At 64.0% G+C, this 25,352-nt stretch carries 28 protein-coding genes; 15 read left to right on the top strand and 13 right to left on the bottom strand.

What is annotated here, in order from left to right; genetic code table 11:
* The first annotated feature begins 1 nt into the window (after nt 1).
* Both pdxA and rsmA read left to right on the top strand, forming a co-directional pair.
* The gene (pdxA, locus tag LZ518_RS02985) at nt 2-1,006 is read left to right on the top strand and encodes a 4-hydroxythreonine-4-phosphate dehydrogenase PdxA (protein ID WP_249914553.1); all 1,005 of its coding nucleotides are present in this window, start codon (nt 2-4) and stop codon (nt 1,004-1,006) included.
* Entirely contained in the window at nt 1,007-1,828 is an 822-nt protein-coding gene (rsmA, locus tag LZ518_RS02980; protein ID WP_249914552.1) for a 16S rRNA (adenine(1518)-N(6)/adenine(1519)-N(6))-dimethyltransferase RsmA, read from the top strand. It abuts the gene before it with no gap.
* Here the strand turns inward: rsmA and LZ518_RS02975 are convergent.
* The 4 genes from LZ518_RS02975 to LZ518_RS02960 are packed head-to-tail and all read right to left on the bottom strand — an operon-like array spanning nt 1,815 to nt 5,842.
* Nucleotides 1,815-2,312: a tetratricopeptide repeat protein gene (locus LZ518_RS02975; RefSeq protein WP_249914551.1), complete on the bottom strand. Its 498-nt coding sequence runs from the start codon at nt 2,310-2,312 to the stop codon at nt 1,815-1,817. The genes rsmA and LZ518_RS02975 overlap by 14 nt on opposite strands.
* Nucleotides 2,313-2,341: 29 nt before the next feature.
* Nucleotides 2,342-3,517 (bottom strand): RsmB/NOP family class I SAM-dependent RNA methyltransferase, encoded by a 1,176-nt coding sequence (locus LZ518_RS02970; RefSeq protein WP_249914550.1) that lies wholly within the window; start codon nt 3,515-3,517, stop codon nt 2,342-2,344.
* Nucleotides 3,518-3,520: 3 nt separating this feature from the next.
* Entirely contained in the window at nt 3,521-4,996 is a 1,476-nt protein-coding gene (guaB, locus tag LZ518_RS02965; protein WP_249914549.1) for an IMP dehydrogenase, read from the bottom strand.
* Between the two features lie 39 nt (nt 4,997-5,035).
* The gene (locus tag LZ518_RS02960) at nt 5,036-5,842 is read right to left on the bottom strand and encodes an HpcH/HpaI aldolase/citrate lyase family protein (protein ID WP_249914548.1); all 807 of its coding nucleotides are present in this window, start codon (nt 5,840-5,842) and stop codon (nt 5,036-5,038) included.
* A gap of 63 nt (nt 5,843-5,905) precedes the next feature.
* Here LZ518_RS02960 and LZ518_RS02955 point away from each other — a divergent pair, with 63 nt between their 5' ends.
* From LZ518_RS02955 to LZ518_RS02945, 3 genes are read left to right on the top strand one after another with little or no spacing between them, the layout of a single operon-like run.
* On the top strand, nt 5,906-6,865 hold the full coding sequence (locus LZ518_RS02955) for an SPFH domain-containing protein (RefSeq protein WP_249914547.1): 960 nt from the start codon (nt 5,906-5,908) through the stop codon (nt 6,863-6,865).
* Nucleotides 6,862-7,317, top strand: coding sequence for an NfeD family protein (locus LZ518_RS02950; protein WP_249914546.1), 456 nt, complete (start codon nt 6,862-6,864; stop codon nt 7,315-7,317). Before LZ518_RS02955 ends, LZ518_RS02950 begins: the two co-directional genes overlap by 4 nt.
* A 19-nt stretch (nt 7,318-7,336) precedes the next feature.
* On the top strand, nt 7,337-9,169 hold the full coding sequence (locus LZ518_RS02945) for a DUF885 domain-containing protein (RefSeq protein WP_249914545.1): 1,833 nt from the start codon (nt 7,337-7,339) through the stop codon (nt 9,167-9,169).
* On the opposite strand, the gene LZ518_RS02940 is transcribed toward LZ518_RS02945, so the two are convergent.
* Both LZ518_RS02940 and LZ518_RS02935 read right to left on the bottom strand, forming a co-directional pair.
* Nucleotides 9,166-9,612 carry a hypothetical protein gene (locus tag LZ518_RS02940; protein ID WP_249914544.1) on the bottom strand — a complete coding sequence of 149 codons (447 nt, stop codon included), beginning with the start codon at nt 9,610-9,612 and terminating at the stop codon, nt 9,166-9,168. The genes LZ518_RS02945 and LZ518_RS02940 overlap by 4 nt on opposite strands.
* 47 nt (nt 9,613-9,659) lie before the next feature.
* Nucleotides 9,660-11,267: a phosphoenolpyruvate carboxykinase gene (locus LZ518_RS02935; RefSeq protein ID WP_249914543.1), complete on the bottom strand. Its 1,608-nt coding sequence runs from the start codon at nt 11,265-11,267 to the stop codon at nt 9,660-9,662.
* Nucleotides 11,268-11,435: 168 nt separating this feature from the next.
* Here LZ518_RS02935 and LZ518_RS02930 point away from each other — a divergent pair, with 168 nt between their 5' ends.
* The 8 genes from LZ518_RS02930 (at nt 11,436) to LZ518_RS02895 (ending at nt 17,674) form a co-directional block, all read left to right on the top strand.
* Nucleotides 11,436-12,161: a response regulator transcription factor gene (locus LZ518_RS02930; protein WP_249914542.1), complete on the top strand. Its 726-nt coding sequence runs from the start codon at nt 11,436-11,438 to the stop codon at nt 12,159-12,161.
* Nucleotides 12,130-13,704: a sensor histidine kinase gene (locus LZ518_RS02925; RefSeq protein ID WP_249914541.1), complete on the top strand. Its 1,575-nt coding sequence runs from the start codon at nt 12,130-12,132 to the stop codon at nt 13,702-13,704. Before LZ518_RS02930 ends, LZ518_RS02925 begins: the two co-directional genes overlap by 32 nt.
* Nucleotides 13,701-14,138, top strand: a complete 438-nt coding sequence (locus LZ518_RS02920; protein ID WP_249914540.1) for an HPr kinase/phosphorylase — start codon at nt 13,701-13,703, stop codon at nt 14,136-14,138. Before LZ518_RS02925 ends, LZ518_RS02920 begins: the two co-directional genes overlap by 4 nt.
* A 3-nt stretch (nt 14,139-14,141) precedes the next feature.
* The gene (gene rapZ / locus LZ518_RS02915; RefSeq protein ID WP_348538663.1) at nt 14,142-15,074 is read left to right on the top strand and encodes an RNase adapter RapZ; all 933 of its coding nucleotides are present in this window, start codon (nt 14,142-14,144) and stop codon (nt 15,072-15,074) included.
* Nucleotides 15,075-15,482, top strand: a complete 408-nt coding sequence (locus LZ518_RS02910; RefSeq protein WP_249914539.1) for a PTS sugar transporter subunit IIA — start codon at nt 15,075-15,077, stop codon at nt 15,480-15,482.
* Nucleotides 15,479-15,751, top strand: coding sequence for an HPr family phosphocarrier protein (locus LZ518_RS02905; protein ID WP_249914538.1), 273 nt, complete (start codon nt 15,479-15,481; stop codon nt 15,749-15,751). Before LZ518_RS02910 ends, LZ518_RS02905 begins: the two co-directional genes overlap by 4 nt.
* Before the next feature lie 94 nt (nt 15,752-15,845).
* Nucleotides 15,846-16,646 (top strand): TrmH family RNA methyltransferase, encoded by an 801-nt coding sequence (locus LZ518_RS02900; RefSeq protein ID WP_249914537.1) that lies wholly within the window; start codon nt 15,846-15,848, stop codon nt 16,644-16,646.
* Nucleotides 16,647-16,675: 29 nt separating this feature from the next.
* A complete protein-coding gene (locus LZ518_RS02895; protein WP_249914536.1) occupies nt 16,676-17,674 on the top strand; it encodes an META domain-containing protein in 999 nt (332 codons plus the stop codon).
* 173 nt (nt 17,675-17,847) lie between these two features.
* Here the strand turns inward: LZ518_RS02895 and LZ518_RS02890 are convergent, their stop codons facing one another.
* From LZ518_RS02890 to LZ518_RS02880, 3 genes are all read right to left on the bottom strand, one after another.
* Nucleotides 17,848-19,185 carry a DNA recombination protein RmuC gene (locus tag LZ518_RS02890; RefSeq protein WP_249914535.1) on the bottom strand — a complete coding sequence of 446 codons (1,338 nt, stop codon included), beginning with the start codon at nt 19,183-19,185 and terminating at the stop codon, nt 17,848-17,850.
* A 70-nt stretch (nt 19,186-19,255) separates the two neighbouring features.
* Nucleotides 19,256-20,611, bottom strand: a complete 1,356-nt coding sequence (locus tag LZ518_RS02885) for an alpha/beta fold hydrolase (RefSeq protein ID WP_249914534.1) — start codon at nt 20,609-20,611, stop codon at nt 19,256-19,258.
* Between the two features lie 237 nt (nt 20,612-20,848).
* A complete protein-coding gene (locus LZ518_RS02880) occupies nt 20,849-21,163 on the bottom strand; it encodes a hypothetical protein (protein ID WP_249914533.1) in 315 nt (104 codons plus the stop codon).
* Between the two features lie 255 nt (nt 21,164-21,418).
* Here LZ518_RS02880 and LZ518_RS02875 point away from each other — a divergent pair, with 255 nt between their 5' ends.
* Nucleotides 21,419-21,961 carry a hypothetical protein gene (locus LZ518_RS02875; RefSeq protein ID WP_249914532.1) on the top strand — a complete coding sequence of 181 codons (543 nt, stop codon included), beginning with the start codon at nt 21,419-21,421 and terminating at the stop codon, nt 21,959-21,961.
* Here LZ518_RS02875 and LZ518_RS02870 read toward each other — a convergent pair.
* Entirely contained in the window at nt 21,958-23,205 is a 1,248-nt protein-coding gene (locus LZ518_RS02870; protein ID WP_249914531.1) for a bifunctional alpha/beta hydrolase/OsmC family protein, read from the bottom strand. The genes LZ518_RS02875 and LZ518_RS02870 overlap by 4 nt on opposite strands.
* 104 nt (nt 23,206-23,309) lie before the next feature.
* On the opposite strand from LZ518_RS02870, the gene LZ518_RS02865 reads away from it, so the two are divergent.
* Nucleotides 23,310-23,699 carry a four-helix bundle copper-binding protein gene (locus tag LZ518_RS02865; protein WP_249914530.1) on the top strand — a complete coding sequence of 130 codons (390 nt, stop codon included), beginning with the start codon at nt 23,310-23,312 and terminating at the stop codon, nt 23,697-23,699.
* Between the two features lie 105 nt (nt 23,700-23,804).
* On the opposite strand, the gene LZ518_RS02860 is transcribed toward LZ518_RS02865, so the two are convergent.
* The 3 genes from LZ518_RS02860 to recR are packed head-to-tail and all read right to left on the bottom strand — an operon-like array spanning nt 23,805 to nt 25,352.
* A complete protein-coding gene (locus tag LZ518_RS02860; protein WP_249916482.1) occupies nt 23,805-24,176 on the bottom strand; it encodes a DOPA 4,5-dioxygenase family protein in 372 nt (123 codons plus the stop codon).
* The gene (gene def, locus LZ518_RS02855; RefSeq protein WP_249914529.1) at nt 24,176-24,724 is read right to left on the bottom strand and encodes a peptide deformylase; all 549 of its coding nucleotides are present in this window, start codon (nt 24,722-24,724) and stop codon (nt 24,176-24,178) included. Before def ends, LZ518_RS02860 begins: the two co-directional genes overlap by 1 nt.
* Before the next feature lie 31 nt (nt 24,725-24,755).
* Nucleotides 24,756-25,352 (bottom strand): recombination mediator RecR, encoded by a 597-nt coding sequence (recR, locus tag LZ518_RS02850; RefSeq protein WP_249914528.1) that lies wholly within the window; start codon nt 25,350-25,352, stop codon nt 24,756-24,758.

The raw sequence follows: 25,352 nt of genomic DNA, 5'->3' as shown, positions 1-25,352 counted from the left end.
CATGGCCAGCAGCTATCGTCCACTGGCGGTTTCGCTTGGCGATCCCGCCGGTATCGGCCCCGAGGTTGTCGGCAAATGCTGGGACCATCGAGCCCGGTTTGACCTGCCGCCGTTCGTCGCAATCGGCGATCCGCGCAGCCTTGCCGCTGTATGGGACGGCCCCATCGCCACGATTGACGATCCCCGCGAGGCGGACGCCGCGTTTGATGTCGGTCTGCCGATCCTGCCGATCGCGTCGGTCGCGGCTGACATTCCCGGCCACCCGAGCGTCGCGGGCGCCCATTGCTCGCTCGATGCACTTGAGCTTGCCGTCGGACTGGCCCGCTCGGGGTCGGCCTCGGCAGTGGTGACCGGGCCGGTATCGAAGCATCAGCTTTATGCCATCGGATTCACTCATCCTGGCCAGACCGAATTTGTTGCCGAACGCTGTGGCGTCTCTCCTACCAACGTGGCGATGATGCTGGCCGGTCCGACGCTGCGCACCGTGCCGGTTACGACCCACATCCCCCTGGCCGAAGTGATCGGCGCGCTGTCGCCCGCACTGATCGAAGCTCGCGGCCGCGCCGCGCTGCGCGGATTGCAGCGCAGCTTCGGCATTGCCGATCCACGGCTGGCAGTTGCGGGCATCAATCCTCACGCCGGCGAAGGCGGATCGCTCGGGCGCGAGGAAATTGAATTGATCATGCCAGCGATCGAGGCCCTGCGCGCCGAAGGCTGGAGGGTAACCGGTCCCCACCCCGCCGACACCATGTTCCACGCTGCCGCCCGGGCGAACTATGACGTGGCGTTGTGCATGTATCACGACCAGGCATTGATCCCGTTGAAGGCCCTCCACTTCGAGGAAGGGGTCAACATCACGCTTGGGCTTCCGATCGTCCGCACGGCGCCCGACCATGGCACGGCATTCGACATCGCAGGCCAGGATCAGGCTGACCCGCGTGCGATGGCCGCGGCGATCCGATTGGCGGCCGAAAGCGCTGTTCACCGCGCGGCAGTGGCTGCTTAATTGGCAGGGCCGGAACCCCTGCGCGAGGTCATCGCCCGCCATGGGCTGCAAGCTGCCAAGTCCCTCGGCCAGAATTTCATCCTTGACCGTCAGCTGTTGGCGAGGATTGCGGCGATCCCCGGGCCGTTGGACAATGCATCGGTCTATGAGGTGGGGCCAGGCCCTGGGGGCCTGACACGAGCTCTGTTGGAAACGGGGGCCAAGGTTGTCGCGGTCGAGCGCGACCGGCGCTGCCTGCCCGCGCTGGCCGAGCTGGAGGCGGAGTTTGCCGAGCGCCTTCACGTCATTTCCGGCGATGCGCTGGAAATCGACGAGCGAGCCGAGGCCGGCGACGGGGCGCATATCGTCGCCAACCTGCCCTACAATGTCGGAACCGCGTTGCTGCTCCGATGGCTTGCAGGCCCCTGGCCGCCTTGGTGGTCGTCGCTGACCTTGATGTTCCAGCGCGAAGTAGCGGAGCGGATCGTCGCCAAACCTGGAAGCGAGCATTACGGCCGCCTGTCAGTGGCCGCGCAATGGCGCGCGACCCCTCGCATCGCAATGGCTGTTCACCGCTCGGCGTTTGTGCCGTCGCCCAAGGTGGCCTCGGCGGTCGTGCATGTTGTTCCTGCTGAAGAACCGGACGGAGTCGATGCAGGCCTGTTGGAGCGGCTCACGGCAGCGGCGTTCGGCCAGCGGCGCAAGATGCTTCGGTCAAGCCTGAAGGCCATGCCTGACGCGCTCGACGCCCTGGCGGCTCTCGGAATCGATCCCGCGCGCCGGGCTGAAACGGTCAGCGTCGCGGAATTTGTCGCCCTCGCGAGGGCGCTCAGTTCTTCTTAGGGACTTCCGGCGCCTTGGCCGCGGCCAGCGCCGGCCCCTTGGCGATCGCCGTGGAAAGCACCGCTACCTGCGGGCAGCCGGCCGTTCCGCACAGCTTCTGCAACTTGGCGAGATTGTCCCTGGCGCGCGGAAGAGCACCCAGCTCGACCATCGCTTCGCCCTGGACCGCCAATGCATCGCGATCGGTCGGCTCAAGCGCCAGTGCCTTGTTGGTAAGGCGGATTGCCTGCCCGAACAGTTTTTCCTTGATCGCGACCCGAGCCATGACCGTGAACGCCGCGCGGTTCTTCGGATCGACCGCAAGCGCCGTTTCCAACGCGTCGTCGGCCTCGACATATTTGCCCTGGGCCAGCAGCGTTTCGCCTTGCTTCATGAGGGCCAGCGATTGGGGAGCGATTTGGTCGTCTGGACGCTGGCCGACCACAGCGACCGGCAGGGCCGAAGCGGCAAGACCAAGGCAAAGGACAAACGGAGTGAGGCGCATCAAAATCTCCAACCAATCGCGCTCGCCTATCATGATCGAACGAAACGCGCGACGAAAAAGCCGTCGGTGGAGTCATGCGCGGGGGTCAGGAGCCGTCCCGGCCCGTCGGCACGCCCACCAACGAATGACACATCCTGCACCATGCAAGATGAATGGCGGCCTAAGAAGCTCCGCGCCTGGTCGGCGCCTTCGGCACGGATGATCGAGCATGTGGCGTAGATCAACGCTCCTCCAGGCCGAACCAGGGGTGCAGCGAGGTCGAGCAGGTGCGCCTGCAGTCGGGCAAGGCGGTCGAGCCTGCCCTGCGTCAGGCGCCAGCGCCCTTCCGGGCTGCGCCGCCAGGTACCCGACCCGCTGCAGGGTGCGTCGACCAGCACTACATCGCATTGACCTTCGAGATCGGCCAGTTGTGCTGCTTCACGCCCGCCGTCGAGCAGGCGGGTGGCGATCGCTGCGCCCGCCCGATCCGCGCGCGGCCGGAGCTGCGACAGCCGAGCGCGATTGGTGTCCGAGGCAATGATTTCCGCGCCGGGAGCGGCCGCTGCCAGCGCCAACGCCTTGCCCCCTGCCCCTGCGCACAGGTCCAGGATGCGCATTCCGCTTTCCGGCCGGCATGCCAAGGCGATCAACTGACTGCCTTCGTCCTGCACTTCGATCAGCCCATCGAGGAATGCCGGATGATCGTCGACCTTGCTGTCAGACGCGAGGCGGAGGCCCCAAGGACTAAGCGGCGTCGGCACGGCGCCGTCAAATTGGCCGAGCAGGTCGTCGCGGCCGATCTTCGCGATGTTGACCCGAAGATCGAGCGGAGCACGTTCCAGCAACGCCGGCCATTCCGCCGCGCCGACATGTTCCGAGAGCATAGGGCGAATCCATTGCGGAACATCGGAAGCATCAGCCGGCGCTTCGGCTGGCTGGCGTGCTGCCGGCCCGTGCGGCGAACCGTCGAACAGGTCGAGCAACTGCGCATCGTCGTCGGCCAGTCCGATCATCGCCGCCCGGCCGCTGTCGGGCCGATCGCCGCTGCGACGGATGGCGCGAAAGGCGAGCTCGCGCACCGCGCGACGATCTTTCGACCCGGCGTAGCGACGGGTCTTGAAGTAGCGTTGGATGATCGTGTCCGCCGGCGGCCCGTCATCGCGGGCCGAAGCGATCACCTCTTCGAGGATCTCGATCGCCGCCTGGACTCGCGCAGCCGGCGTCATCGCCTACCGTGTGGGGTAGTTGGGGGCTTCACGCGTAATTGCGACGTCATGGACATGGCTCTCGCTGAGGCCCGCATTGGTGATTCGAACGAATTTGGCGCGCTGCTGAAGTTCCTTGATGGTGGTCGAGCCGGTGTAGCCCATCGCCGCCTTTACCCCGCCGACCATCTGATGGATGACGTCGCGGACGGGCCCCTTGTAGGGCACCTGGCCCTCGATGCCTTCCGGCACCAGCTTCAGCTGGTCCTTGATGTCTTGCTGGAAATAGCGGTCGGCCGATCCGCGCGCCATTGCACCCACCGAGCCCATGCCTCGATACGCCTTGTAGGCCCGGCCCTGGTAAAGGAAGGTTTCGCCGGGCGCTTCCTCGGTCCCGGCAAGCAGCGAGCCGACCATGACGGTCGAAGCGCCGGCTGCCAATGCCTTGGCGATATCTCCCGAGGTACGGATGCCCCCATCGGCGATGACATGGACGCCACGATCGGCCGCGGCCTTTGATGCGGCCATGATCGCCGAAAGCTGCGGCACGCCCACGCCAGCGACAATCCGCGTGGTGCAAATTGAGCCCGGCCCGATACCGACCTTGATCGCGTCGGCGCCTGCGTCGGCGAGCGCTTTCGCCGCTTCGGCGGTGGCGACGTTGCCGGCGACGACCTGGACGCTGTTCGACAGGCTCTTCACCCGCTCGACTGCCGCACCGACTTCGCGATTGTGACCGTGGGCAGTATCGATGACGATGCAATCCACGCCGGCGTCAATCAGCGCTTCCGAGCGCTCGAACCCCTTGTCGCCAACGGTGGTTGCCGCGGCGACGCGCAGGCGGCCCTGAGCATCCTTGGTGGCCAACGGCGAAGCGACCGCCTTCTCAATGTCCTTGACCGTAATCAGTCCGACGCAATGATCCTGGTCGTCGACCACAAGCAGCTTCTCGATCCGCCGCTGATGCAGGATGCGGCGGGCGACATCCTGGCTCGTGCCAAGGCCAACCGTCGCCAGATTATTGTGGGTCATCAGTTCGCTGACCGGCTGCTTCGGGTTTTCGGCGAAGCGAACGTCGCGGTTGGTCAGGATTCCGGCCAGCTTGCCCGATTTCTCGACCACCGGAATGCCGCTGATGCGGTTGGCCTTCATCAGCTCCAGCGCCTCGGCCAGCGTTTGTTCGGGTGTCATGGTGATCGGATTGACGACCATGCCGCTTTCGAACCGCTTCACGGCGCGGACCGCGGCGACCTGTCCGTCTATCTCCAGGTTCCGATGCAGCACGCCAATTCCGCCCAAATGAGCCATGGCGATGGCCATGTCGGCCTCGGTCACCGTGTCCATCGCCGATGACAGGATGGGGATGTTGAGAGGGATTTCGCGGGTCAGGAAACTGCGGGTGTCGGCAGCGCTGGGCAGGACGCCGGATTCGAGCGGCTGCAGCAGCACATCGTCGAAGGTCAGTCCAAGCGGGATTTCGTCGTGGAGAAGGTCGGCCATATCGGCCCATGCCAGCATCTCGGCGATTCGCCAAGGGTGTCAGGCGCGCCCGGCTCTCCTGAGCAGCCGCTCCGCGGACTGAACATGCATCTGTTCGATCATTCCGCCTTCGAAGCGCTGTGCCCCGCCGGTCGATGCCGCCACGAGCCGCTCGGCGCGGGCAATTTCCTCTTCAGTCGGGGCGAAGGCCGCATGACATGGCGCAATCTGGCTGGGGTGGATCAGCGACTTGCCGTCGAAACCCAGCCGCCGGCTCTCCAATGCCTCCGATGCAAAGCCGTCGAGATCGTCGAGCTGGTTGTAGACACCGTCGAATACCGCAATCTCCTGAGCCCTGGCGGCTAGCACAACATGCTGAAGTGCCATCTGCAATGGCTGCCTTCCGGCTCCGGGCGGCAGGCGGAGGCTGGCCGAGAGGTCGTTCGTCCCAACGATCAGGCCCGCTGCTTCGTGACCGATGGCGGCAGCCGCAAGGACGCCCCTGGCCGTTTCGATCATTGCCAGCACCGGCAGGCCGGTCTGATTACGGACGAAGCCCAGTTGATCCTTGGTCTCAACCCGCGGCACTACGACCGCGTTGGGCTTGTCATGCATCACTGCGACGACGTCCGGCCCATGCCATTCGGTGTGGGAGCCGTTGACCCGGATTGCGACCGGCATCGGCCAAGGTTCCTTGAGGGCAGCGACCGCCGCTTCGCGTGCGGAAACCTTGTTTTCCGGCTTCACCGCATCCTCAAGGTCAAGGATTACGAGGTCGGCGTCGCTTTCCCGCGCATGGGCGATCGCCCGCGGATTGCTGGCCGGAAGAAACAGCAGGGCCCTTTTGTCGAACAGGTCGAGCGTCATGCCGATTTTCCTTCACCTAGCCCCAAAGCCGTTCCATCATGGCCGTGAAAAAGGGGTGAGGACATGTTGGAATATTTCCTGATCGCAGCAGTGGCACTGGTGGTGCTCGTCATCATGATGAGCGTCAAGATTGTCAGCCAAGGGTATCGATACACGATTGAGCGGTTCGGCCGCTTCGTTCGTGTTGCCGAGCCGGGCCTGAACCTGGTGACGCCATTCGTCTATCGCGTCGGCCACAAGATCAACATGATGGAGCAAGTGCTCGACATTCCGGGCCAGGAAATCATCACCAAGGACAATGCGATGGTAGCGGTCGACGGCGTGGTGTTCTTCCAGGTGCTGGATGCGGCTAAGGCGGCCTATGAGGTCAGCGACCTTTACCTGGCTATCATGGCGCTTTCGACCACCAACCTGAGGACGGTGATGGGATCGATGGATCTCGACGAAACCCTGTCGAAGCGCGACGAGATAAACGCCAGGCTGCTGTCGGTGGTCGACCAGGCGACCGAGTCCTGGGGCGTCAAGATCACGCGCGTCGAGCTGAAGGACATTCGCCCGCCGTCGGACATTGTCAACGCGATGACCCGGCAGATGAAGGCCGAGCGCGAGAAGCGCGCGGCGATCCTGGAATCAGAAGGGCTCCGAGCGTCGGAAATCCTTCGCGCCGAGGGCGAGAAGCAGGCCAAGATCCTGCAGGCGGAAGGTCTCAAGGAAGCCGCGTTTCGCGAGGCCGAAGCGCGCGAGCGGTCGGCGCAGGCCGAGGCCGCCGCCACTAAATCGGTCAGCGACGCGATCGAGGGCGGCAGCGCCCAGGCGATCAACTATTTCATCGCCCAGAAATATGTTGAGGCGATCGGCCTGTTCGCAACCTCGCCCAACGCCAAGACCATATTGTTCCCGGTCGAGGCGACCCAGCTGATGGGCACGCTGGGCGGGATCGGCGAGCTGGCCAAGGAAGTACTTGGCAAGGAAGCGCCCAAGGCTCCGCTGATCAAATCCGGAGTGCCGAAGGTCGACCAATGATCGACGGGCTGGAACCAGGCTGGCTTTGGGCGATTGGCGGCGTCCTGCTGCTGATCGCCGAGATTATCGCTCCCGGCTTCTTCCTGGTGTTCGTCGGCGCGGCGGCGATCGCCACCGGCATATTCACGCTATTGTTCGATCTCGGCACCGCGCCGCAGCTCGCCCTGTTCGCGATCTACGCGGTACTGGCGGTGATGATCGGCAAGCGCTGGTACGGTGAGCCGCATGGCGGCGACCAGCGTCATGCGATCAACCAACCGGCCAAGCGGTTGGTCGGAAAAACCGTGACCGCGGTGACCGAGATCGACGACCATGGCGGCCGCGTCAAAGTCGGCGATGGCGAGTGGAACGCTCGCGGTGGGCCAGCAGCAGCGGGCGACCGGCTGACCGTTACCGACGTTGAGGGCAATTGCCTGATTGTCGAACCGGTCAAGGCCCTGCCCTCAATGTGATTTATTGGAGAGCGATCAAGTGAACGATCTTAGCTTTTCGCGCCGCCAGGCGCTCGCCACCCTGTCTGCCGGGGTGGCGGCCGTTGCACTTACCGGAACGCGCGCCTTCGCCCAGGCTCCTGCCGGCGAATCCCAGGCCGTGGCGTTGCTCGACACGATCGGCGAAAATCTGGTCGCCCTGTCGCCGGAGGGCGCGACCAGCCTTGGTATCGACACCGGTCTTCGGGCGTCGCTTCGGTCCAAACTGGCCGATCGCAGCCAAGTCGGGCGGGATCGGCTGGCGGCCGTGTTGCGCGCCGACCTGGCGCGGGCCGAAGCGATCGACACCGCCCCCCTCTCCCACTCGACACGGACCAGCGTCGAAGTGGTCCGCTCTGCCTATCGCACCGCGATCGACGGCTTTTCGCAACCCTATGGCGATGTCGCCGTCGGCGGCTGGCGCAACACGCCCTATGTGGTGATCCAGAATGTCGGTGCCTATCTCGACGTCCCGCGCTTTCTCGACGCCGACCATCCGGTCAATAATGCCGCCGACGCCGAGGCCTATCTGGCCCGACTTGAGAGTTTTGCGACGCAGCTCGACGGAGAGCTGGCGCGGCTGAAGGCGGCGGAAGGCAAAGGCCTGATCGCTCCCGGCTTCCTGATCGACAAGGCCGTCAACCAGATGACGATGAGCGTAAAGGGCGCTCGCGAGGGCGGCGGCCTGGTCGAAAGCCTGGTTCGCCGGACCAAGGATATTCCCGGCAATTGGGGCGAGCGCGCCCGGGCGATCTCCCAGCAGAAGATCGCCCCAGCACTCGAACGGCAGCTGGCCGCGCTTCAGGCACAGCGCCCGAAGGCGACGATGGATGCCGGCCTTTGGGCTCGCCCTCATGGCCCGGAATTCTATCAATGGGCCCTTCGCGCCTCGACCACGACAAGGATGACTCCCGACGAGATCCACCAGATGGGCCTCGACCAGGTCGCCGAACTTCACGGCCGGATGGACGGGATCCTGAAGAGCCTTGGCTATACCCAAGGCACGGTCGGGGCGCGGATGACGGCATTGTCCGACGACCCGCGCTACAAGTTCGCCGAAGGCGATCCCGGCCGCGCCGAAATAATGGCTTTCATCCAGGACCGGATAAAGATCATCCGCGCCCAGCTCCCCCGTGCCTTCCGCACGCTGGTTCGCGGCAACCTGGAGGTGAAGCGCTTGCCGCCCGAGGAAGAGCCTGGCGCGCCCGGAGCCTATGGCGGAGCCGGCTCGATTGACGGCACCATCCCGGGCAAATTCTGGATCAACCTGCGGACCACCGACCTGCATCGCAAATATGATCTGCCCGACCTCGCCCACCATGAAGCGATCCCGGGCCACGTCTGGCAGGGCGAATATTCGAACCAGCTCCCGCTGATCCGCGCCCAGCTCGCGTTCAACGCCTATAGCGAAGGCTGGGCGCTCTACGCCGAGCAGCTTGCCGACGAACTTGGCGTCTATGACGATTTCGTCGTTGGGCGGCTGGGCTATCTGCAGAGCCTGGCATTCCGAGCGATCCGGCTGGTGGTCGACACCGGCCTCCACCACAAGCGTTGGACCCGCGAACAGGCCGTGCGTTACTTCGTCGAAACCAACGGCTCCAAGCCCGAGGAAGTGGCGAGCGAGGTCGACCGCTATTGCAGCTGGGCCGGCCAGGCGTGCGGCTACAAAATCGGGCATACCGAGATCGTCCGGCAGCGCGGCCGTGCCCAGAAGGCGCTCGGGTCGCGCTACGATCTGCGCGACTTCGACGATGCGGTGGTCAAAGGCGGTAATGTGCCGATGGACGTGCTGGCCAAGAACGTCGACGAATATATCGCGACGGCGAAGCGCTAGGGCATCGCCGCCAGGTCCGGTTCGACCCAGTTACGCCGAGCCTCGACGCTCATCAGCCGCTCCTTCGACCAAAAGCGGAGCGGCCAGTCGCGACGGCCCATCGGCGACATCAACAACTCGTTGACCAGGTCGTGCACGGGGCGGGCAACGTCTGCCTCGCTCAGGAACAGGCGAATGCCGCGCAAATAGGCGTGGGTGATGGTGTCGTGATAGCCTTCGCTATCGCTGTTCACGCCGCCGACGCTTTCATTGTAGCGAGAGATGATCCCGCGCAGCTCGGTATCGAGGTCGATCTCGGGATGCTTCAGGACAAGGTAGGTCGTCGCGGCAAGATGGGCCTCATGGGTCCATTCCTCGCGCGGCAGGGTGCGGGCAAGCAGGCCCTCGCCGATATGGGCGACGGCTTCGTCGGACAAAAAATGGCGTACTGGAAATTCGGTCATTGATCGGACTTTCTTGGAAGAAGGAGCCCGATCGAATGACCGGGCAATCAGGCGGCCGCCGTCACTTGCGGCCCCGATTGTCGCACGCCCTCATCCACATGCTCGGCAAACTCGGCGAAATTCTCGATGAACAGATCGACGAGCTTGGCCGCTGTGCGGTCATAGTCGGCCTTGTCGGCCCAGGTCGACCGCGGGTCGAGGATCGAAGTGTCCACGCCCGGAACCGCGACCGGCACGTCGAAGCCGAAATTCGGATCCTTGCGGAACTCGACATTCTTCAGGCTGCCGTCGAGCGCGGCATTGAGCAGCGCCCGCGTTTCCTTGATCGGCATCCGCTTGCCGGTGCCATATTTGCCGCCGGTCCAGCCGGTGTTGACCAGCCAGCAATCGACACCGCCCTTGGCGATGCGGTCCTTGAGCAAATTGCCATAGACCGAAGGATGACGCGGCATGAACGGCGCGCCGAAGCAGGTCGAGAAGGTCGCTTCCGGCTCTGTCACGCCGATTTCCGTACCGGCGACCTTGGCGGTGTAACCGCTGAGGAAGTGATACATTGCCTGGTCCGGCGTCAGTCTTGCGATCGGCGGCAGCACACCAAACGCATCCGCCGTCAGCATGACGATGTTCTTCGGGACCGGCCCCATATTCTTTTCCGACGAGTTTGGAATAAACTCGATCGGATAGGCGCCGCGGCTGTTTTCGGCGAGGCTGCTGTCGTCGAGATCGAGGGTACGGTTGACCTCATCCATCACGACATTCTCAAGCACCGTGCCGAAGCGCTTGGTGGTGGCGTAAATCTCGGGCTCGCTCTCGGCCGAGAGGCGGATCATCTTGGCGTAGCAGCCACCTTCGAAATTGAAGACCGCGGTGTCCGACCAGCCATGCTCGTCATCGCCGATCAGGGTGCGATTGGGATCTGCCGACAGGGTCGTTTTGCCAGTGCCGCTGAGGCCGAAGAAGATGGCGGTGTCGCCATCCTTGCCGATATTGGCCGAGCAATGCATCGGCATCGTGCCTTCGACAGGCAGCAGATAGTTCAGCAGGCCGAACACCGACTTCTTCATCTCGCCGCCATATTCGGTGCCGCCGATCAGGATCAGCTTCTCGCTCAAATTGACCGCGATGACGGTCTCGCTGCGACAGCCGTGGCGCGCCGGATCGGCACGAAAGCTCGGCAGGTCGATGATCGTGAATTCCGGCACGAAGCCGGCCAGTTCGGCGGTCTCCGGCCGCACCAGCATCGTGCGGATGAACAGGTTGTGCCAGGCATATTCGTTGACGACGCGAACGTTGACGCGATGCTCGGGCTGCGAGCCGCCGAACAGGTCGGCGACAAACAGCGTCTCGCGCGTCTTGAGATGCGCCAGGAAATCGGCCTTGAGCCAAGCGAAGGCTTCAGGGCTCATCGGCTTGTTCGATTTGCCCCACCAAACCGTATTTTCGGTCTCGGCATCGCGGACGGTAAACTTGTCCTGCGCAGAGCGACCGGTGTGCTTGCCGGTCTTGACGACGATCGGGCCATCCTTGGCAAGCTTGCCTTCGCCACGCGCCACCGCCTGCTCGACCAGCGGAGCGGTCGTCAGGTTCCAGTGGATGGTCGCCGCAGAATCAATTCCCTGGGCTTCCAGCCGGTGCGCGGGGATGCGCTCGCTCACTCCGATTCTCCCTTAAATATCAAGGGCGACGCCCGGCCCTGGACGTCGCCGCCTCGCGATGCGTCGGGCCTATACATATCACAGGGGTCCGGGTCAAAGCGACGTCGGGCGCTTGTTTCGCCCAGCAGCCATGGCTATCGCTCACGTGCCGGAGCCTAAGGAGAGGGAATGAGCCCTGTGATCGCGCTCGTCGATGACGATCGCAACATCCTGACATCGGTGTCGATCGCGCTCCAGGCGGAAGGCTTCCTGACTCGCGTCTATACTGACGGCCAGACGGCGCTCCGGGCCTTTGCCGACAATCCGCCCGACCTTGGTGTATTCGACATCAAGATGCCGCAAATGGACGGGATGGAACTGCTCCGCCGAGTGCGCGAAATGGGCGGCGAGACGGGCGGCATGCCGGTCATTTTCCTGACATCCAAGGACGATGAGCTTGACGAGGCGCTCGGCCTTGCGATGGGCGCCGACGATTATATCGCCAAGCCTTTCTCGCAGCGGCTGCTGATCGCCCGAATTCGAGCGCTGCTGCGACGGCAGGATCTTGCCCGGGGAGCCAGTTCCGTCGATGAACCCGGCGCCGAGGAGCCGCCGTTGATCGAGCGCGGGCGGCTGGTCATGGATCCGGCCCGGCACAAGGTGCGCTGGGACGGGAATGACGTCACGCTGACAGTGACGGAGTTCCTCATTCTGGAAGCGCTGGCCCAGCGCCCCGGCGTGGTGAAGTCGCGCAACCAGCTGCTCGATGTCGCGTACCAGGACGACGTCTATGTCGATGACCGGACCATCGACAGCCACATCAAGCGCATCCGCCGCAAGTTCCGCAGTGCTGACCCCCAATTCGATGTGATCGAGACCCTCTATGGCGTCGGATATCGTTTCGGAGAAGAGTGAAGAGGGCGACCTCGTCCTGACCTGGTCAGGACGGTGGACCCTCGCTCACCGCATCCTGGCGGTGAACGTACTGACTCTGGCTCTCGTCGGTCTCTCGATCGTGTACCTCGACAGCTATCGCAACCGGCTGGAAAAAGAGCGCGTCCACAAGGTCGAGGCCGAAGCCGCACTGGCGGCGGCAGCGCTGCCGAATGTCGTGCCGGCCCGGCGCCAGGAACTGCTGGGCGACCTGGGGCGCAAGAGCGAGGTCCGAATGAGGCTTTACGGGCCGGACGGAGCGCTTCAGCTGGACAGCTGGCGGGAAACCGGGCCGACTTACCGGCTGCGCGATCCGACGACGCAGAAATGGACCAAGGATGTCGCCCGCGCGCTCGACCGGGGGTTCAATGCGCTGGTCGGCGAGGAAAGCCTGGAGGATTTCGTCGAGCCAGCGCATGATCACGCGCAAGCCTGGTCGGAGATCGCGGCTTCGCGCCGGTCCGGCGAGACCGAGATTGAAATCCGCCAGGCGCCGGAACTGACTCCGGTGTTTTCCGCGGCTACGCCAGTGGCGGGCGGATCGACGCTACTGGCCACCGACAATGACCGCGACTTCACCCGCCGCGTCCGCAAGCAACGCGCTTCGTTGCTGATCGCGCTTGGCTGCATCGCCGGCCTGTCGATCCTGCTGTCGCTGTTTCTGGCGCGAACGATCGTCCGGCCTCTGCGCCGCATCGCCATGGCCGCGCATCTCGTGCGCCTGGGCCGGGCACGTGAAGTGAAAGTGCCGCGGCTGCCATCGCGCACCGACGAGATCGGCCTATTGGCCCGCTCGATAAGCGACATGAGCCAGTCGCTGCGGCACCGGATCGACAACATCGAAGCCTTCGCCGCGGACGTGACGCACGAACTCAAAAATCCCCTCGCTTCGCTGCGCTCGGCGGTTGATGGGCTGGAGCGGATTGACGACCCTGGCCTCAAGAAACAGCTGATCGACGTCATTCGCCAGGATGTGGTCCGGCTTGACCGGCTGATCAGCGACGTTGGCGAAGCAGCTCGCACGGACGCCGAACTGGCCCGGGCCCGGTTCGAGCCCGTCGATCTAGGAGCGCTGATCGAACAGCTGGTTTCGGCTTGGGAGACCCGGCGGGAAACCGGTAATGTGAGGATCGCGTTCGCGCGGCCCCGGCGAGCCAGTGCAATCGTGATGGGCGAGCCAGGCCGCCTGGCTCGGGCGATCGATAATATCATCGATAACGCCATCAGCTTTTCGCCGCCCGATGGTCTGGTAGAGGTCGCCGCAACCCATGTCGGCGATGAAATTCGTATCCGGATCGACGATGAGGGCCCCGGCGTTCCCACGGAACTGCGTGAAGCGATCTTCAACCGCTTCCATTCGGTGAGGCCGGATGCTGAAAGCTTCGGCCGCCACTCCGGGCTGGGGCTCGCGATTGCCCGCGCGATCGTCGAAGGGCATGATGGCGAGATTGCCGTGGCCGATCGGGACGATGCACCGTCGGGCGCTCGCTTCACCATCATCCTGAAGGCGGCCGATCGGGCATGACCTCGCGCCTCAGTTCGGAGAATCTGCACGCCTCCTGTGTCGCCCTGGATGGGCGCGCGGTGCTGATCTCCGGTCCGTCGGGTTCGGGCAAGTCCGACCTCGCGCTACGCCTGCTTGATCGCGGCTTCATCCTGGTCAGCGACGATCGGACCATCATTCGCAAGGACGGCGGCAAGCTGATTGCCTCCGTGCCCGACGCGATCAAGGGCAAGCTGGAAGTGCGGGGAATCGGTATCGTCGACGTGGATCAGCTGCAGGATGCGCCGATCGCCCTGGTGGTCGAATTGACCACTGAAATTCCGCGGCTCCCCGATGACAGCCGAGAACGGCAGATTCTCGGCATTGGCGTCCCGCTGATCAGCGTGGATGCAACGACTGCATCGGCACCATCGAAAGTAGCATTGGCACTCGACCGGCTCGGCCTTAGATTCTGAGCCGTGCCAGCCAATCCCTCCCTGCCCCGACTTCTCCTGGTCACCGGCATGTCCGGCGCCGGCAAGTCGACGGTCCTCGACGCGCTTGAAGACATGGGCTGGGACTGCGTCGACAATTTGCCGACCGCGCTGCTCGACCAGTTCGTTCACGGCGAGCGGGAGGCGCGCCAGCCGCTGCCGGTAGCCGTAGGGATGGACGTCCGCAGCCGCGGCTTCGATCCGTTCGACCTTCCTGCGCTGCTTCGCTCGATCAAGGACGTTAAGCCCGAGATTCTCTACCTGGATTGCGCTGGCGCCGAGCTGGTCCGGCGGTACGACGAGACCCGCCGGCGTCACCCGCTGGCGCCCGACCGGCCGCCCGAGGATGGGATCGCCCGGGAACGCGACCTCACCGCTCCGCTTCGCCAGATGGCCGATGCCGTGATCGACACCACCGATCTTAGCCCGGCCGAACTTCGCGAGGAATTGCTTCGCCGCTACGGCGGCGATGTCGACCAGCCGGTCCTTACTGTCGCCTCCTTCGGCTTTGCCCGGGGAATTTCTCGCAGCGCCGACCTTGTGTTCGACATGCGCTTCGTCGCCAATCCCCATTGGATCGACGAACTCAGGCCGCTTACCGGCAAGGACCAGGCGGTGCGCGACTATGTCGCTGAGGACCCGGCCTGGCCCGAAACCATCGATCGGATCGAGGCTCTGTTAATCGGGCTCATTCCCCGCTATTGGGCCGCCGGCAAAAGCTATCTGACGGTGGCATTCGGCTGCACGGGAGGGCGTCACCGGTCGGTGGCAGCGGCAGTCGAGATGGCGGAACGGTTGCGCGGCGCGGGATTTTCACCGAATGTCCGCCACCGCGACCTCCTGTCGCAACCGAGCGATACTATTGAAGGTTCACCCGCGAGTTCAGGGGCGCGGGAAAGTGCTGAAGCGGGTGAGTGAATGATCGGATTAGTATTGGTGACCCACGGTCGGTTAGCGGCCGAGTTCATCACTGCCATGGAACATGTTGTCGGCCCCCAACAGGCGGTCGAGGGCATTTGCATCGACGCCGAAGACGATATGGAAATGCGCCGCAAGGAGATTTCCGATGCGATTCAGCGCTGCGACCAGGGCGAAGGTGTCATCATCCTGACCGACCTGTTCGGCGGGACTCCGTCCAACCTCGCCATCAGCCTGATGAAAAGCGAGAATGTAGAGGTTATTGCCGGCGTCAACTTGCCAATGCTGATCCGGCTGGAGGGCGCCCGAAAAGCAATGTCGGTGCGTGCCGCGGTGGCGGCAGCTCGCGAAGCCGGTCGCAAATATATTTCGGTCGCGTCCGAAATCCTTGGCGAGGCCGCCGCTTGAGTTCGATCTCAAAGACGATCGAAATTACCAACAAGCGCGGGCTTCATGCCCGGGCCAGTGCCAAGTTCGTCAACGTCGCGTCCCAGCTTACGGCCAAGGTGGAAGTCGAAAAGGATGGCAGCCGCGTGGTCGGCACCTCGATCATGGGACTGATGATGCTTGGCGCGGCGATGGGCGACAGCATCACCATTTATTGCGAAGGCGAAGGCGCTGAGGCAGCATTGGCCGAGCTTGCGGAACTGGTCGAAACCAGATTCGGCGAAGAGTGACGTCGATCGTCATTGCGAGCAAAGTAATCCAGCCACTCCTGCTCTGCCGTTCTGGATTGCTTCGTCACTCCGTTCCTCGCAATGACGAATTGTAATGCCTCGCCAGATCACTTCCTTTTCCAACGAGACGGTGAAGCGCCTGCGCGCGCTGCGCGACAAAAAGGCGCGCAAGGCTGACGGGCTGTTCCTGGCCGAAGGCTTGAGGATCCTGGCCGAAGCGCGCGACAGCGGCCGGCTGCCCGAGATCGTCGCTTATGCGCCGGCGGGCGGGGTGCATCCGCTCGCCGCCGAGATCATTGCCGCCGCCGAAGCCGAAGGTGCCGATGTAATCGAGACCACGGCGGACATCCTCGCCAAGATGAGCGGCAAGGACAATCCGCAGGCGATTCTCGGCGCTTATCGTCAGCCCGACACGTCACTGGCGTCGATCGATCGCACAGCATCGCCGTTGTGGATCGTCGCGCAGGCGCTGCGCGATCCGGGCAACATCGGCACGATCCTCCGCACCGGCGACGCAACCGCGGCCGGCGGATTGATCCTGCTCGACGACAGCGCCGATCCTTATTCGGTCGAAGCCGTGCGGGCATCGATGGGCGCGATCTTCACCCAGGCCGTCGTCACCGCGCGCTGGGATGAATTCTTGGCGTGGCTAAGGTCCGGTCCCGGCCAGCTGGTCGGAACCAGCCTCAATACCGACAGCGATTACCTGGCGGCAGAATATCAGCAGCCCTGTTTCCTCCTGATCGGCAATGAAAGTCAGGGATTGCCGGCGTCCTACGAAGCCGAATGCGACCTGCTGGTGAAGATGCCGATGCTGGGCAAGGCCGACAGCCTGAACGCAGCAATTGCGGCGGCCGTGATGGCCTTTCATGTTAGAGCAAGCTGGCGACGCTGATAATGTCGGCCTCAGGGAGGTCAGTTCCAATGAAATTAATCGCCGCATTCCCTCTTCTCGCGCTCGCCCTCGCCGGTTGCGAGCCCTACGGTTACGGGCAGGGCCCGCAGCCCTATCCGCAAGGGCCGCAGGGCTATCCGGAGCCCTACCCCGGCTATCCCCAGCCCGGTTATCCGCAAGGCGGGCCTCCGATGCCGCCGGGCGGACCGGTCTATCCGGGACAGGGCCAGCCGGTCCCCGCACCCGGCTATCCGAACCCTAATTATCCGACCGGTGAGACGAGCTATCGAGCGGTCGGTACGGAGCCATTCTGGGACCTGGAGATCGGCCGCGAACTGATCTTCACCGACCGCGGCAACAATGTCAGCGTCAACGATCCGACACCAACGGCCGTCAACGGCGTCGCCGGCGAAACCTACCGGACACAGCGCCTCGAGGTGAATATCGTCCATCGTCAGTGCAATGACGGGATGAGCGACCGCAGCTACCCCGACACGGTCGACGTCCGGGTCGACGGCAGGCAGCGCTACCGCGGTTGCGGCGCACCGATCGCCTATTTCGACCAGACCAACGAGACCGGACAGCCGAATAGCCCGGCGCAATCATATTACCCACCACAGCAAGGCTATCCGCCACAGCAAGGATACCCCCCGCAACAGGGTTACCCGCCGCAGCAGGGCTATCCCGCCCCCGGCGCCCCCGGCGCAATGATGCTGGGCGGGACCAATTGGCGGGTGACGGCGATCAATGGCCGGCCGACGCCGCCGCAGAGCTTTTACATGAACTTCATGCCCGACAACCGGATCGGCGCGAAGTTTGGCTGCAACACGTTAAGTGCCAGCTTCAGCCAACAGGGCGCCACGCTGACGACCGGCCCGACCATGGCAACCCGCATGGCTTGCCCGGACATGAGCTTCGAAAGCCAGGGCACCAGGGTGCTGGGCAAGCCGATTACCGTGTCAGGGTTCGGCAATCATTTGACGCTGACCAGCGCCAACGGGACGATCGATTTGGTCAGGGCTCACTAAGCCCGACCAAAAGCGAATCTTCACAAATGTTCGCGGTCGCGGCGGATCCAAAAGTCACAAGAGTCGCACCGGCTAGCGTGCGTACGCGCTTGCCCGTACGCACGTGAAGCGAATCCTACGGTTCAATGAGCCGCGGCACGCCAAGCAAATCAATTCCTACATTGGAAGCGAAATCAGGCCGCGTCCTCATTGTCGGCCGCCTTCGGTCCGGCGAGCTTGGTCATGGGGCGCGGCGCGGTCTCGACCATCGGTGGTTCCGGCAACTCCTTGGCGCTGCCGGCACCGAGCGCCTCGAACCGTCGGGCCTGGGTGAATACCTGGCTTTCGAAGCTTCCGACCATCTGGTTGTAGGCGGTGTTCGCGGTGGCAAGGTTCTTGCCCACCCGCTCCATATGCTGCGCCATGGTTGCCAGGCGCGAATGAAGCTCCTTGCCCAAGTCGGCAATTTCCTCGGCCGCTTCGGTCAGCTTCTCCTGCCGCCAGACGCTGGCGACGGTGCGGGCGATGGCCACAAGGTTGGTCGGCGTCGCCAGCAATACCTTGCGCTCGAACGCCCATTCCCACAGCAAATGATCCTGTTCGAGTGCCGCGGTCAGGAAATGTTCGCCGGGGACGAACATCACGACATAGTCGGCCGCATCGCCAAACTGGCTCCAATAGCTTTTCGATCCGAGTTGCTGGACGTGAGTTTTCATGGCGTTGAGGTGCTGCGTGAGGTGCACCGCGCGACGCTCGTCATCGACCTCTTCCGAGGCATCGAGAAAGGCGTTCAGGGAGCATTTGGCGTCGATCACCAGCTTCCGCCCGCCCGGCAGGTTGACGATCGCGTCGGGACGCAGCCGCCCGTCGTCCGTATCGACGCTTACCTCAGTGGCGAAATCGGCATGTTCGACAAGGCCGGCTTGCTCCAAAACATTTTGTAGCGTCTTTTCGCCCCACCTGCCGCGCGCCTTGGGCGAGGAACGCAGCGCATTGACCAGGTTGCGGGTCTCGTCGCGAACCTGGCCCTGCCCCGCACGGACCAGTTCGACGGCTTCACGCAGCCCGGCATAATGGTCGACCCGCTCCTTCTCGACCTTGGCCAGCCCCTCCTCATAGCGTTTCAATGTGGCTTCGACCGGCTGAAGCAGGTTCTGCAGCTTGGCCTGGGTCGCCTTGTCGGCCTCGGTGAAGCGCTCGCCGGCCTTGGCAAGGAAATCCTTGTGCGCCTTTTCCAGCAGCTGATCGCCAACTTCGCGGAACTGCGCGATCAGCGCGTCGCGATTGGCGGCAAGGTCCTTCATCCGCTGGTCGAAATGCTCGGCCTCGGCGCGCAGACGGGCCAGCTCGGCATTCATCGGGCCGATCTCGGCCAAGGCCTTATCCCGCTCGGCAACTACACCATCAAGTTGCATTCGGAGCGATTCGGCGGTTGCCCTGCCCTGCTCGCCGCCGCGCGACCCAAGCAACCAGCCGATCACACCGCCAAGCGCGAGCGCGACGATCGCGACGATGATCAGGCTGGCGTCCATCGGCCCCTCCAACACGCGGAACAAAAAAGGAACTTACAAGGGTTGGACGGCTTCCTCAAGGCCAACGGCATCACTTTTCGATCTTGAACGGCGCCGGCGCCATATCGGCGAAACATCGGTCATCGACCACGGTTGGATCCGCCGTTTCAAGGAAGCGAAGAACTTGAGGGTCGTAGCAGGTGTCAAAGCCACTCAATCCGTCGACGATATGGCCGGCCCAGGGAATGACGATCTGGCGCGATCGGGAGAAGCCCTTCGCCGTTTCGCTTGCCCAGCTGGACGGCGTAACGGGGTCACGGCCGCCAGAAAGGAACAGGACCGGCACCGACGAGCGGATGGGGTCGAAGAACCCTTTGTCGACATGCGCGCGCGGCCAATTGGCGCACGCGGCCTGCTGTCTTTCCAGCCGGTAATATCCGAACATGGTGCGTCGCCCGATTTTCATCGCTTCCTGCTGATCGAACCAGGGCAGGCTCTCCGAGCAGGTGATGGTGAGGTAGACGCCGTCATAATAATTGAAGCCGGCCCGCGCATTGTTCGACACCAATATGGTTGTGCCCCCAAGCGCCAACCGATGGATGATGGACGGAAGCTCGCGCGCTCCGCCGGGCGAATGGAGCTTGGTCCGCAGCCGCTCCATCGCCACCGCCGGGGTAACGCGCCGACCGTCGCGCAGCTTGCGAACCGCGATGCTTAGGTCCGACGGGATGTTCGGATAGGCTGCGCTGCAGGCGCTGTCCGCCCGGCAGTCGGCGATCATATGGTCGAGGGCCTTTTGCGCCGCTTCGGCATGGTGGCGAGGCGGCATGGCGGAAGGCGGGACCGCCGACAGCAGCACCGCGCTTCGTACCCGATCGCCATGAACTGCCACATAGCGGAGAGCGAGCGTCGTTCCATAGGATAGTGCGGAAAGGTCGACCTGCTGATAGCCAAGCGCAGTCCGGACTGCGTCGAGGTCGGCGACAGCATCGTCTGTCGTATAGCGCGTCAGGTCGGCGACCTTGCTCAACCTTTCCCGGCACGATCGAACGGCCGCATCGGGGAACATCGGTTTAAGCGCGCGATCCGCCTCGTCGAATTCCGGGCAATCGAGCGGGTTGGATTCGCCGGTTCCCCGCTGATCGAACAGAACGACATCGCGGGTCGCGGCATAGGGTGCGCCATCGGTCAGGTAAAAACCGACATTCTTGGTGACTGCCAGGCCCGGCCCGCCCTCGAGGTCGAACAAGGCCTGCGGTTGCGGAGCCGGTTTTGCCGCAGGAATGACGATGACATTAAGCCCGATTTGGCGCCCGTTTGGCTTGGCGCGATCCTCCGGCACCGTGACCGTCCCGCATCGCGCCTTCGCCAACTCCGCCGTCGGGCAGGGCTTTGTCGTAAATGTAGGGCTGGCCGCCGCCAGCATCAGGGCAATCGCGCTGAGCATAAATATCCCCCACCGTCGCGCTGCAACTTAGCTACAATGCAATTGCCCGCAATGGGTGGGCCCGGGATGCAAGCGCCGAAATGGCGGCGTGCCAGCCCGGCACAACCTCAAGGAAGCCAGTGGCGCCGCTCGAACCCGATCGGGCATATTGAGGCCGGCGCATTCCGCATGCGTTTCGTGAGAGTATCGGCCCTCGGCGTACTTTCCCCACGCCGGGGGCCTTGTCAGCCCAGGGATTTAGCCCGCATCCCGTTCGGCGTCGTAACGCAACCTTTTCAGCTCCAGCCGCGCCTCCTCGACCGCCAGGCCGATCAGGCTGACCGCATCGCCAACATCGCCGCCTTGCCGCAGCGCCACGGCGGCAAGCGATATGGCCGTCAGGCTTTGCCCCAGCTGCTCGACTGTCGCGATACGGTCGGCGTGGTGCCGTCGAGTCTCGGTCGGCGCCGCCCGAGTCCGGGTGCGATCGTGCCTCGCCCGCGAGATCCCGGGCTGGTCCTCGTGGTGAACGATCATTCCACCGATCGAACTATTGAGCGGGCGAGCATTCATGCGCAGATTCCTGCCGGCACAATGACAAGCCAGCCCAAAATGTTCCGCCCAGATAAGCTGATTGTGCCCGCCGCCGATGTCCGGATCGGGGACATTTCGAACCGCGATGTTGCTTCGGCCCGCCGCCCTTGCAATCAGGGAGCAATGCCGTCGACAATGGGGTTTCGCCGGATGGTCCGTCGGTGGCAATTGGTACATGCTTAGGCTGGCACGCCCACGTGCGCTTGACCTTAACCCTGGGAAAGGGAAACGTTCGTGCCTAACTGCGTTAAGGGTGTGATGTCAGGTACCTATCGTACGATCTTCGCAAGGCCCCTTGCGCTTGCCGCCGTGCCGATCGCGATGCTCGGCTCCGCATCCGCTGGATCCGCGGCGGTCGAATTGCCGTCAGATCCGATGCGTTTCTTCGAAGGACGCACCGAAAGCACCAGTACCGTCAAGCTGTTCATGCATCGGCCCTTCAGCTCCCGGTCGATGGGCCAGGGCGAGATTGCCAACGGCGTGCTGAACCTTGTCCAGCGAGTGGAGGAGGATGGCAAGACGCCTTTCGACCGTCGGTGGAAGATGCGTCAGGTGGGCCCGGGCCACTTTACCGGCTCCATGAACGAAGCGGTCGGGCCGGTCACGGTCGAGGAAGTGGGCGATCAATATCGCTTCCGCTTCAAGCTGAAGGGCAGTCTTTCAGTGGAGCAGTGGCTGACGCCCCTCCCCGGTGGAAAAGTTGCCCGAAGCAAGACGACCATCCGCAAGCTGGGAATGACGGTCGGACGCTCCGATGGGACTGTTCGCAAGCTTTAGGGGTTGCGGTCGGCGACCCGGCCCATCGCCTCGGCGTGGGCCTCCGGCGGCTCCATCGGCGCCGGCTCCATGCTTTCCTCGAAAGTGAAGCGCGCTCCATCGGACAGCGCCTTGTGCACCGGGCATTTGCCGGCGATTTCAACCAGCCGCTCGCGCTGTTCGGCGTCCAGGTCGCCGTCGAAGGCGATGCGGACATCGAACCGGTCGCGAGGGGTCTGATCGAGTTCGCGGGTGTGGCCGACGGACGATCGGATCCGTTTCAGCGCCCATTGCTTCTGTTCGGCATAGAGGCGCACCGTCATGGTCATGCACGCAGCCAATGCGCTGCCCAGCAGCTGAAACGGCGACGGCCCGCTGTCGAGGCCGCCGAAATCGACGGGCTCGTCGGCGAACAGCTGATGCTTGCCGGTCTTGATCAACAGCTGGAACTTGCCCCGCCCGGTCTCGACCGCCTCGACGTCGGCCGGCAGGACAGCGTCCGGCGCTGGCTCGATATAGGCGTCGCCCCAGGCGGCGATCAGATTTGCCGCGCGCGCGGCATCCCCCTTGCCCGTCAGCAGATGGTCGGCCTTGTCGAGTGAAATGAAGCTCTTGGGGTGGCGTGCAGTGGTATAGATTTTGGTCGCATGATCGATCGACACGGTATTGTCAGTCGGGGCGTGAAGCACGAGCAGCGGCCGGTGCAACGAGGCGATCCGCCGCCCTTGTTCCTGGTCGCGCAGATTCTCGACAAACTCCCTGCTGATCCGGAACGGCCGGTCGGCCAGGCGAACCTCGGCGATGCCGTCGCGCTCGATCGCCGCAAGGTCGTCTGGCGCGAACTGCGACAGCGCGTGGGCGACGTCGAACGGCGCGTTGATCGTGGCCACGGCCCGGACCGTGGCGCAATTGCCGGCGGCGGCCAGTACCGCCGCGCCCCCCAGGCTGTGCCCGATCAACAGGCTGACCGGCCAGCCTCGCTCAGCCATGGCCGAGCAGGCGGCGACAATGTCCCCAACGTTGGACGAGAAGCTGGTCTCGTGGAATTCCCCGTCGCTTTCGCCAAGGCCAGCGAAGTCGAAGCGGAGGACGCCGATTCCCTGCCCCGACAGGGTACGGGCAATGCGGACCGCCGCGAGATTATCCTTACCGCAAGTGAAGCAGTGGGCGAATAGCGCCCAGCCGCGCACGCGGCCCGATGGGGATTCCAGCTTGCCGGAAAGCCGGCGGCCTTCGGCCCCACGAAACTCGAGCGAGTCGATCATTTCAGCCCGTCATTGCGAGGAACGAAGAGACGAAGCAATCCATTGGGGGGTGCATGGATTGCCGCGCCCGGCTATGCCGTGCTCGCAATGACGGGAGAATTCTATTGTCCATCCGCAAGATGATCGCGCTTCACCCGGCATCCAAGGACCATGTGAACCAGCCGCTCGGCGATGCGGTCCATCATTTGATGTACTGCGCGAAGATGTGCCTGAGCTGTGCCGACGCCTGCATGGCCGAGGCGATGGACATGACCCAATGTGTCCGGCTGTGCCTCGATTGCTCGGACATCTGCGAGGCGACCGCACGCCTGGGCCTCAGGCGAACCGGCAACGACCAGCCGATCCTGCGCGAGCTTCTCCAGCTGTGCGCGCGAATGTGCGAGCAATGCGCCGCCGAGTGCGAGCAGCACGACCATGAGCATTGCAAGCTGTGCGCGCAAATCTGCCGCGAATGCGCCAGCGACTGCGCCAATGCGGCGGCGAGCCTGGCCTAAATAATTTCCGTCATTGCGAGCGTAGCGAAGCAATCCAGCGTCGCAACTGGATTGCCGCGTCCCCCGGACCAAGTCCGGGGTCCTCGCAATGACGAAGACGGCCGACTAGAAATCCGATTTGCCGAAGCGCGGGACGCCCTGGTTGATGCCGGGCGGATCGAGCACCGACACGTCCAGTTCCAGTGGCTCGCCGATCCAGTGGGCCAGCGTCGTATGGTCGACAAGGTCGTCGTTGGTCAGCGGATGGACCAGCGCGCGCAGGCCCGATGCTTCGATCGCGGCGATGACGCTGTCGCGCGACGATCCAAGGAAGTGCACCTCATATTGAGGGATCGGGTGCGGGCCAACGCCGCGGTCGGTCATCTGGCCGGTGAACAGGATTTCGGGGCGGGCGGTGAATTGATCGCGCAGGGCACTCGCGGCCGATCGTTCCCCGTCGGAGTAATAAATATGGGCGTGATAGGGCGCGTCGCCCATCAAGCGGCGCGCAATCCGCGCTCTTTCCGCGCCTTGGCCAGCTTTTTCAGGACCATGTCGCGCTTCAGCTTCGACAGATGGTCGATGAAGAGAATACCCTCGAGATGGTCCATTTCATGCTGCAGGCAGACGGCCAGTAGCCCGTCGAGGTCCTTCTCGTGGCTCTTGCCATGCTCGTCGAGCCAGCGGGCGCGGATCCGGTCCGGCCGCATCACCTCGGCATATTGGTCGGGCACCGACAGGCAACCCTCGGTGTAGGGCACTTCCTGATCCGAGTGAGAGATGATCTCGGGATTGATGAACACACGTGGCTCGCGGATCGGCTTGCTCTCCGGATCGTCCTCATCCTCCGGCTCCTGCAAGTCCATCACGAGAAGCCGCTTGGGAACGCCGACCTGCACCGCGGCAAGGCCGATGCCCGGCGCGGCGTACATGGTTTCGAACATGTCGGCGATTAGCGCGCGCAGCTCATCGTCCACCTTTTCGACCGGCGTCGAAATCTGGCGGAGCATCGGATCGGGCGTCTCAAAGATGGGCAAAAGGGCCATGGCGGCGATTTAGTCTTTCAAGTGAAGGGGTTCAAGCAACGGGTCGCCGCGCGCGCAAGGCCTGGGCGAGCGTCCCCTCGTCAAGATAGTCGAGCTCGCCGCCAACCGGAAGACCGTGGGCCAACTGCGTGAGACGAATAGGAAATTTCTCCAGCCGCTCAGCCAGGTAGTGGGCCGTGGTCTGGCCCTCCAGCGTCGCGTTCATGGCGAGGACGACCTCGTCGATCCCGCCGGCGGAAACGCGCTGGACCAACCTGTCGATCGACAAATCCTCGGGCCGCACCCCTTCCAGCGCCGACAGCCGGCCGCCTAGCACATGGTAACGGCCGGGAAACAGCCGCGAACGGTCCAGCGCCCACAGGTCAGCGACTTCCTCGACCACGCACAGCAGGCGGTCGTCGCGCTTCGCGTCTCGGCAGATGCTGCACGGATCGCTGGTGTCGACATTGCCGCAGGTCGAACAGGTCGACAGCGTATCGGCGACGGCTCGGAGGGCGGCCAGCAGCGGCTCAAGCGAGGCCTCGCGCTTCTTCATCAGGTGCAGCACCGCCCGCCGCGCGGAGCGCGGGCCAAGGCCGGGGAGCCTGGCAAGCGCCTGCGTGAGCGCCTCTATTTGGTGGCTAGCCAT

Source organism: Sphingomonas brevis, from assembly GCF_023516505.1.
GTDB lineage: Bacteria > Pseudomonadota > Alphaproteobacteria > Sphingomonadales > Sphingomonadaceae > Sphingomicrobium > Sphingomicrobium breve.
This window is presented reverse-complemented; position numbering and strand designations above follow the sequence as displayed.

Coding starts and splice junctions, on each gene's coding strand:
- LZ518_RS02910 (WP_249914539.1), top strand. CDS start 15,075: ATGATCGGATTAGTATTGGTGACCCACGGTCGGTTAGCGGCCGAGTTC.
- LZ518_RS02880 (WP_249914533.1), bottom strand. CDS start 21,163: ATGAATGCTCGCCCGCTCAATAGTTCGATCGGTGGAATGATCGTTCAC.
- LZ518_RS02920 (WP_249914540.1), top strand. CDS start 13,701: ATGACCTCGCGCCTCAGTTCGGAGAATCTGCACGCCTCCTGTGTCGCC.
- LZ518_RS02955 (WP_249914547.1), top strand. CDS start 5,906: ATGTTGGAATATTTCCTGATCGCAGCAGTGGCACTGGTGGTGCTCGTC.
- pdxA (WP_249914553.1), top strand. CDS start 2: ATGGCCAGCAGCTATCGTCCACTGGCGGTTTCGCTTGGCGATCCCGCC.
- LZ518_RS02890 (WP_249914535.1), bottom strand. CDS start 19,185: ATGGACGCCAGCCTGATCATCGTCGCGATCGTCGCGCTCGCGCTTGGC.
- LZ518_RS02895 (WP_249914536.1), top strand. CDS start 16,676: ATGAAATTAATCGCCGCATTCCCTCTTCTCGCGCTCGCCCTCGCCGGT.
- def (WP_249914529.1), bottom strand. CDS start 24,724: ATGGCCCTTTTGCCCATCTTTGAGACGCCCGATCCGATGCTCCGCCAG.
- recR (WP_249914528.1), bottom strand. CDS start 25,352: ATGGCTAGCCACCAAATAGAGGCGCTCACGCAGGCGCTTGCCAGGCTC.
- LZ518_RS02885 (WP_249914534.1), bottom strand. CDS start 20,611: ATGCTCAGCGCGATTGCCCTGATGCTGGCGGCGGCCAGCCCTACATTT.
- LZ518_RS02870 (WP_249914531.1), bottom strand. CDS start 23,205: ATGATCGACTCGCTCGAGTTTCGTGGGGCCGAAGGCCGCCGGCTTTCC.
- LZ518_RS02960 (WP_249914548.1), bottom strand. CDS start 5,842: ATGACGCTCGACCTGTTCGACAAAAGGGCCCTGCTGTTTCTTCCGGCC.
- LZ518_RS02860 (WP_249916482.1), bottom strand. CDS start 24,176: ATGGGCGACGCGCCCTATCACGCCCATATTTATTACTCCGACGGGGAA.
- LZ518_RS02900 (WP_249914537.1), top strand. CDS start 15,846: ATGCCTCGCCAGATCACTTCCTTTTCCAACGAGACGGTGAAGCGCCTG.
- LZ518_RS02950 (WP_249914546.1), top strand. CDS start 6,862: ATGATCGACGGGCTGGAACCAGGCTGGCTTTGGGCGATTGGCGGCGTC.
- guaB (WP_249914549.1), bottom strand. CDS start 4,996: ATGGCCGACCTTCTCCACGACGAAATCCCGCTTGGACTGACCTTCGAC.
- LZ518_RS02930 (WP_249914542.1), top strand. CDS start 11,436: ATGAGCCCTGTGATCGCGCTCGTCGATGACGATCGCAACATCCTGACA.
- LZ518_RS02975 (WP_249914551.1), bottom strand. CDS start 2,312: ATGCGCCTCACTCCGTTTGTCCTTTGCCTTGGTCTTGCCGCTTCGGCC.
- LZ518_RS02940 (WP_249914544.1), bottom strand. CDS start 9,612: ATGACCGAATTTCCAGTACGCCATTTTTTGTCCGACGAAGCCGTCGCC.
- LZ518_RS02925 (WP_249914541.1), top strand. CDS start 12,130: ATGGCGTCGGATATCGTTTCGGAGAAGAGTGAAGAGGGCGACCTCGTC.
- LZ518_RS02970 (WP_249914550.1), bottom strand. CDS start 3,517: ATGACGCCGGCTGCGCGAGTCCAGGCGGCGATCGAGATCCTCGAAGAG.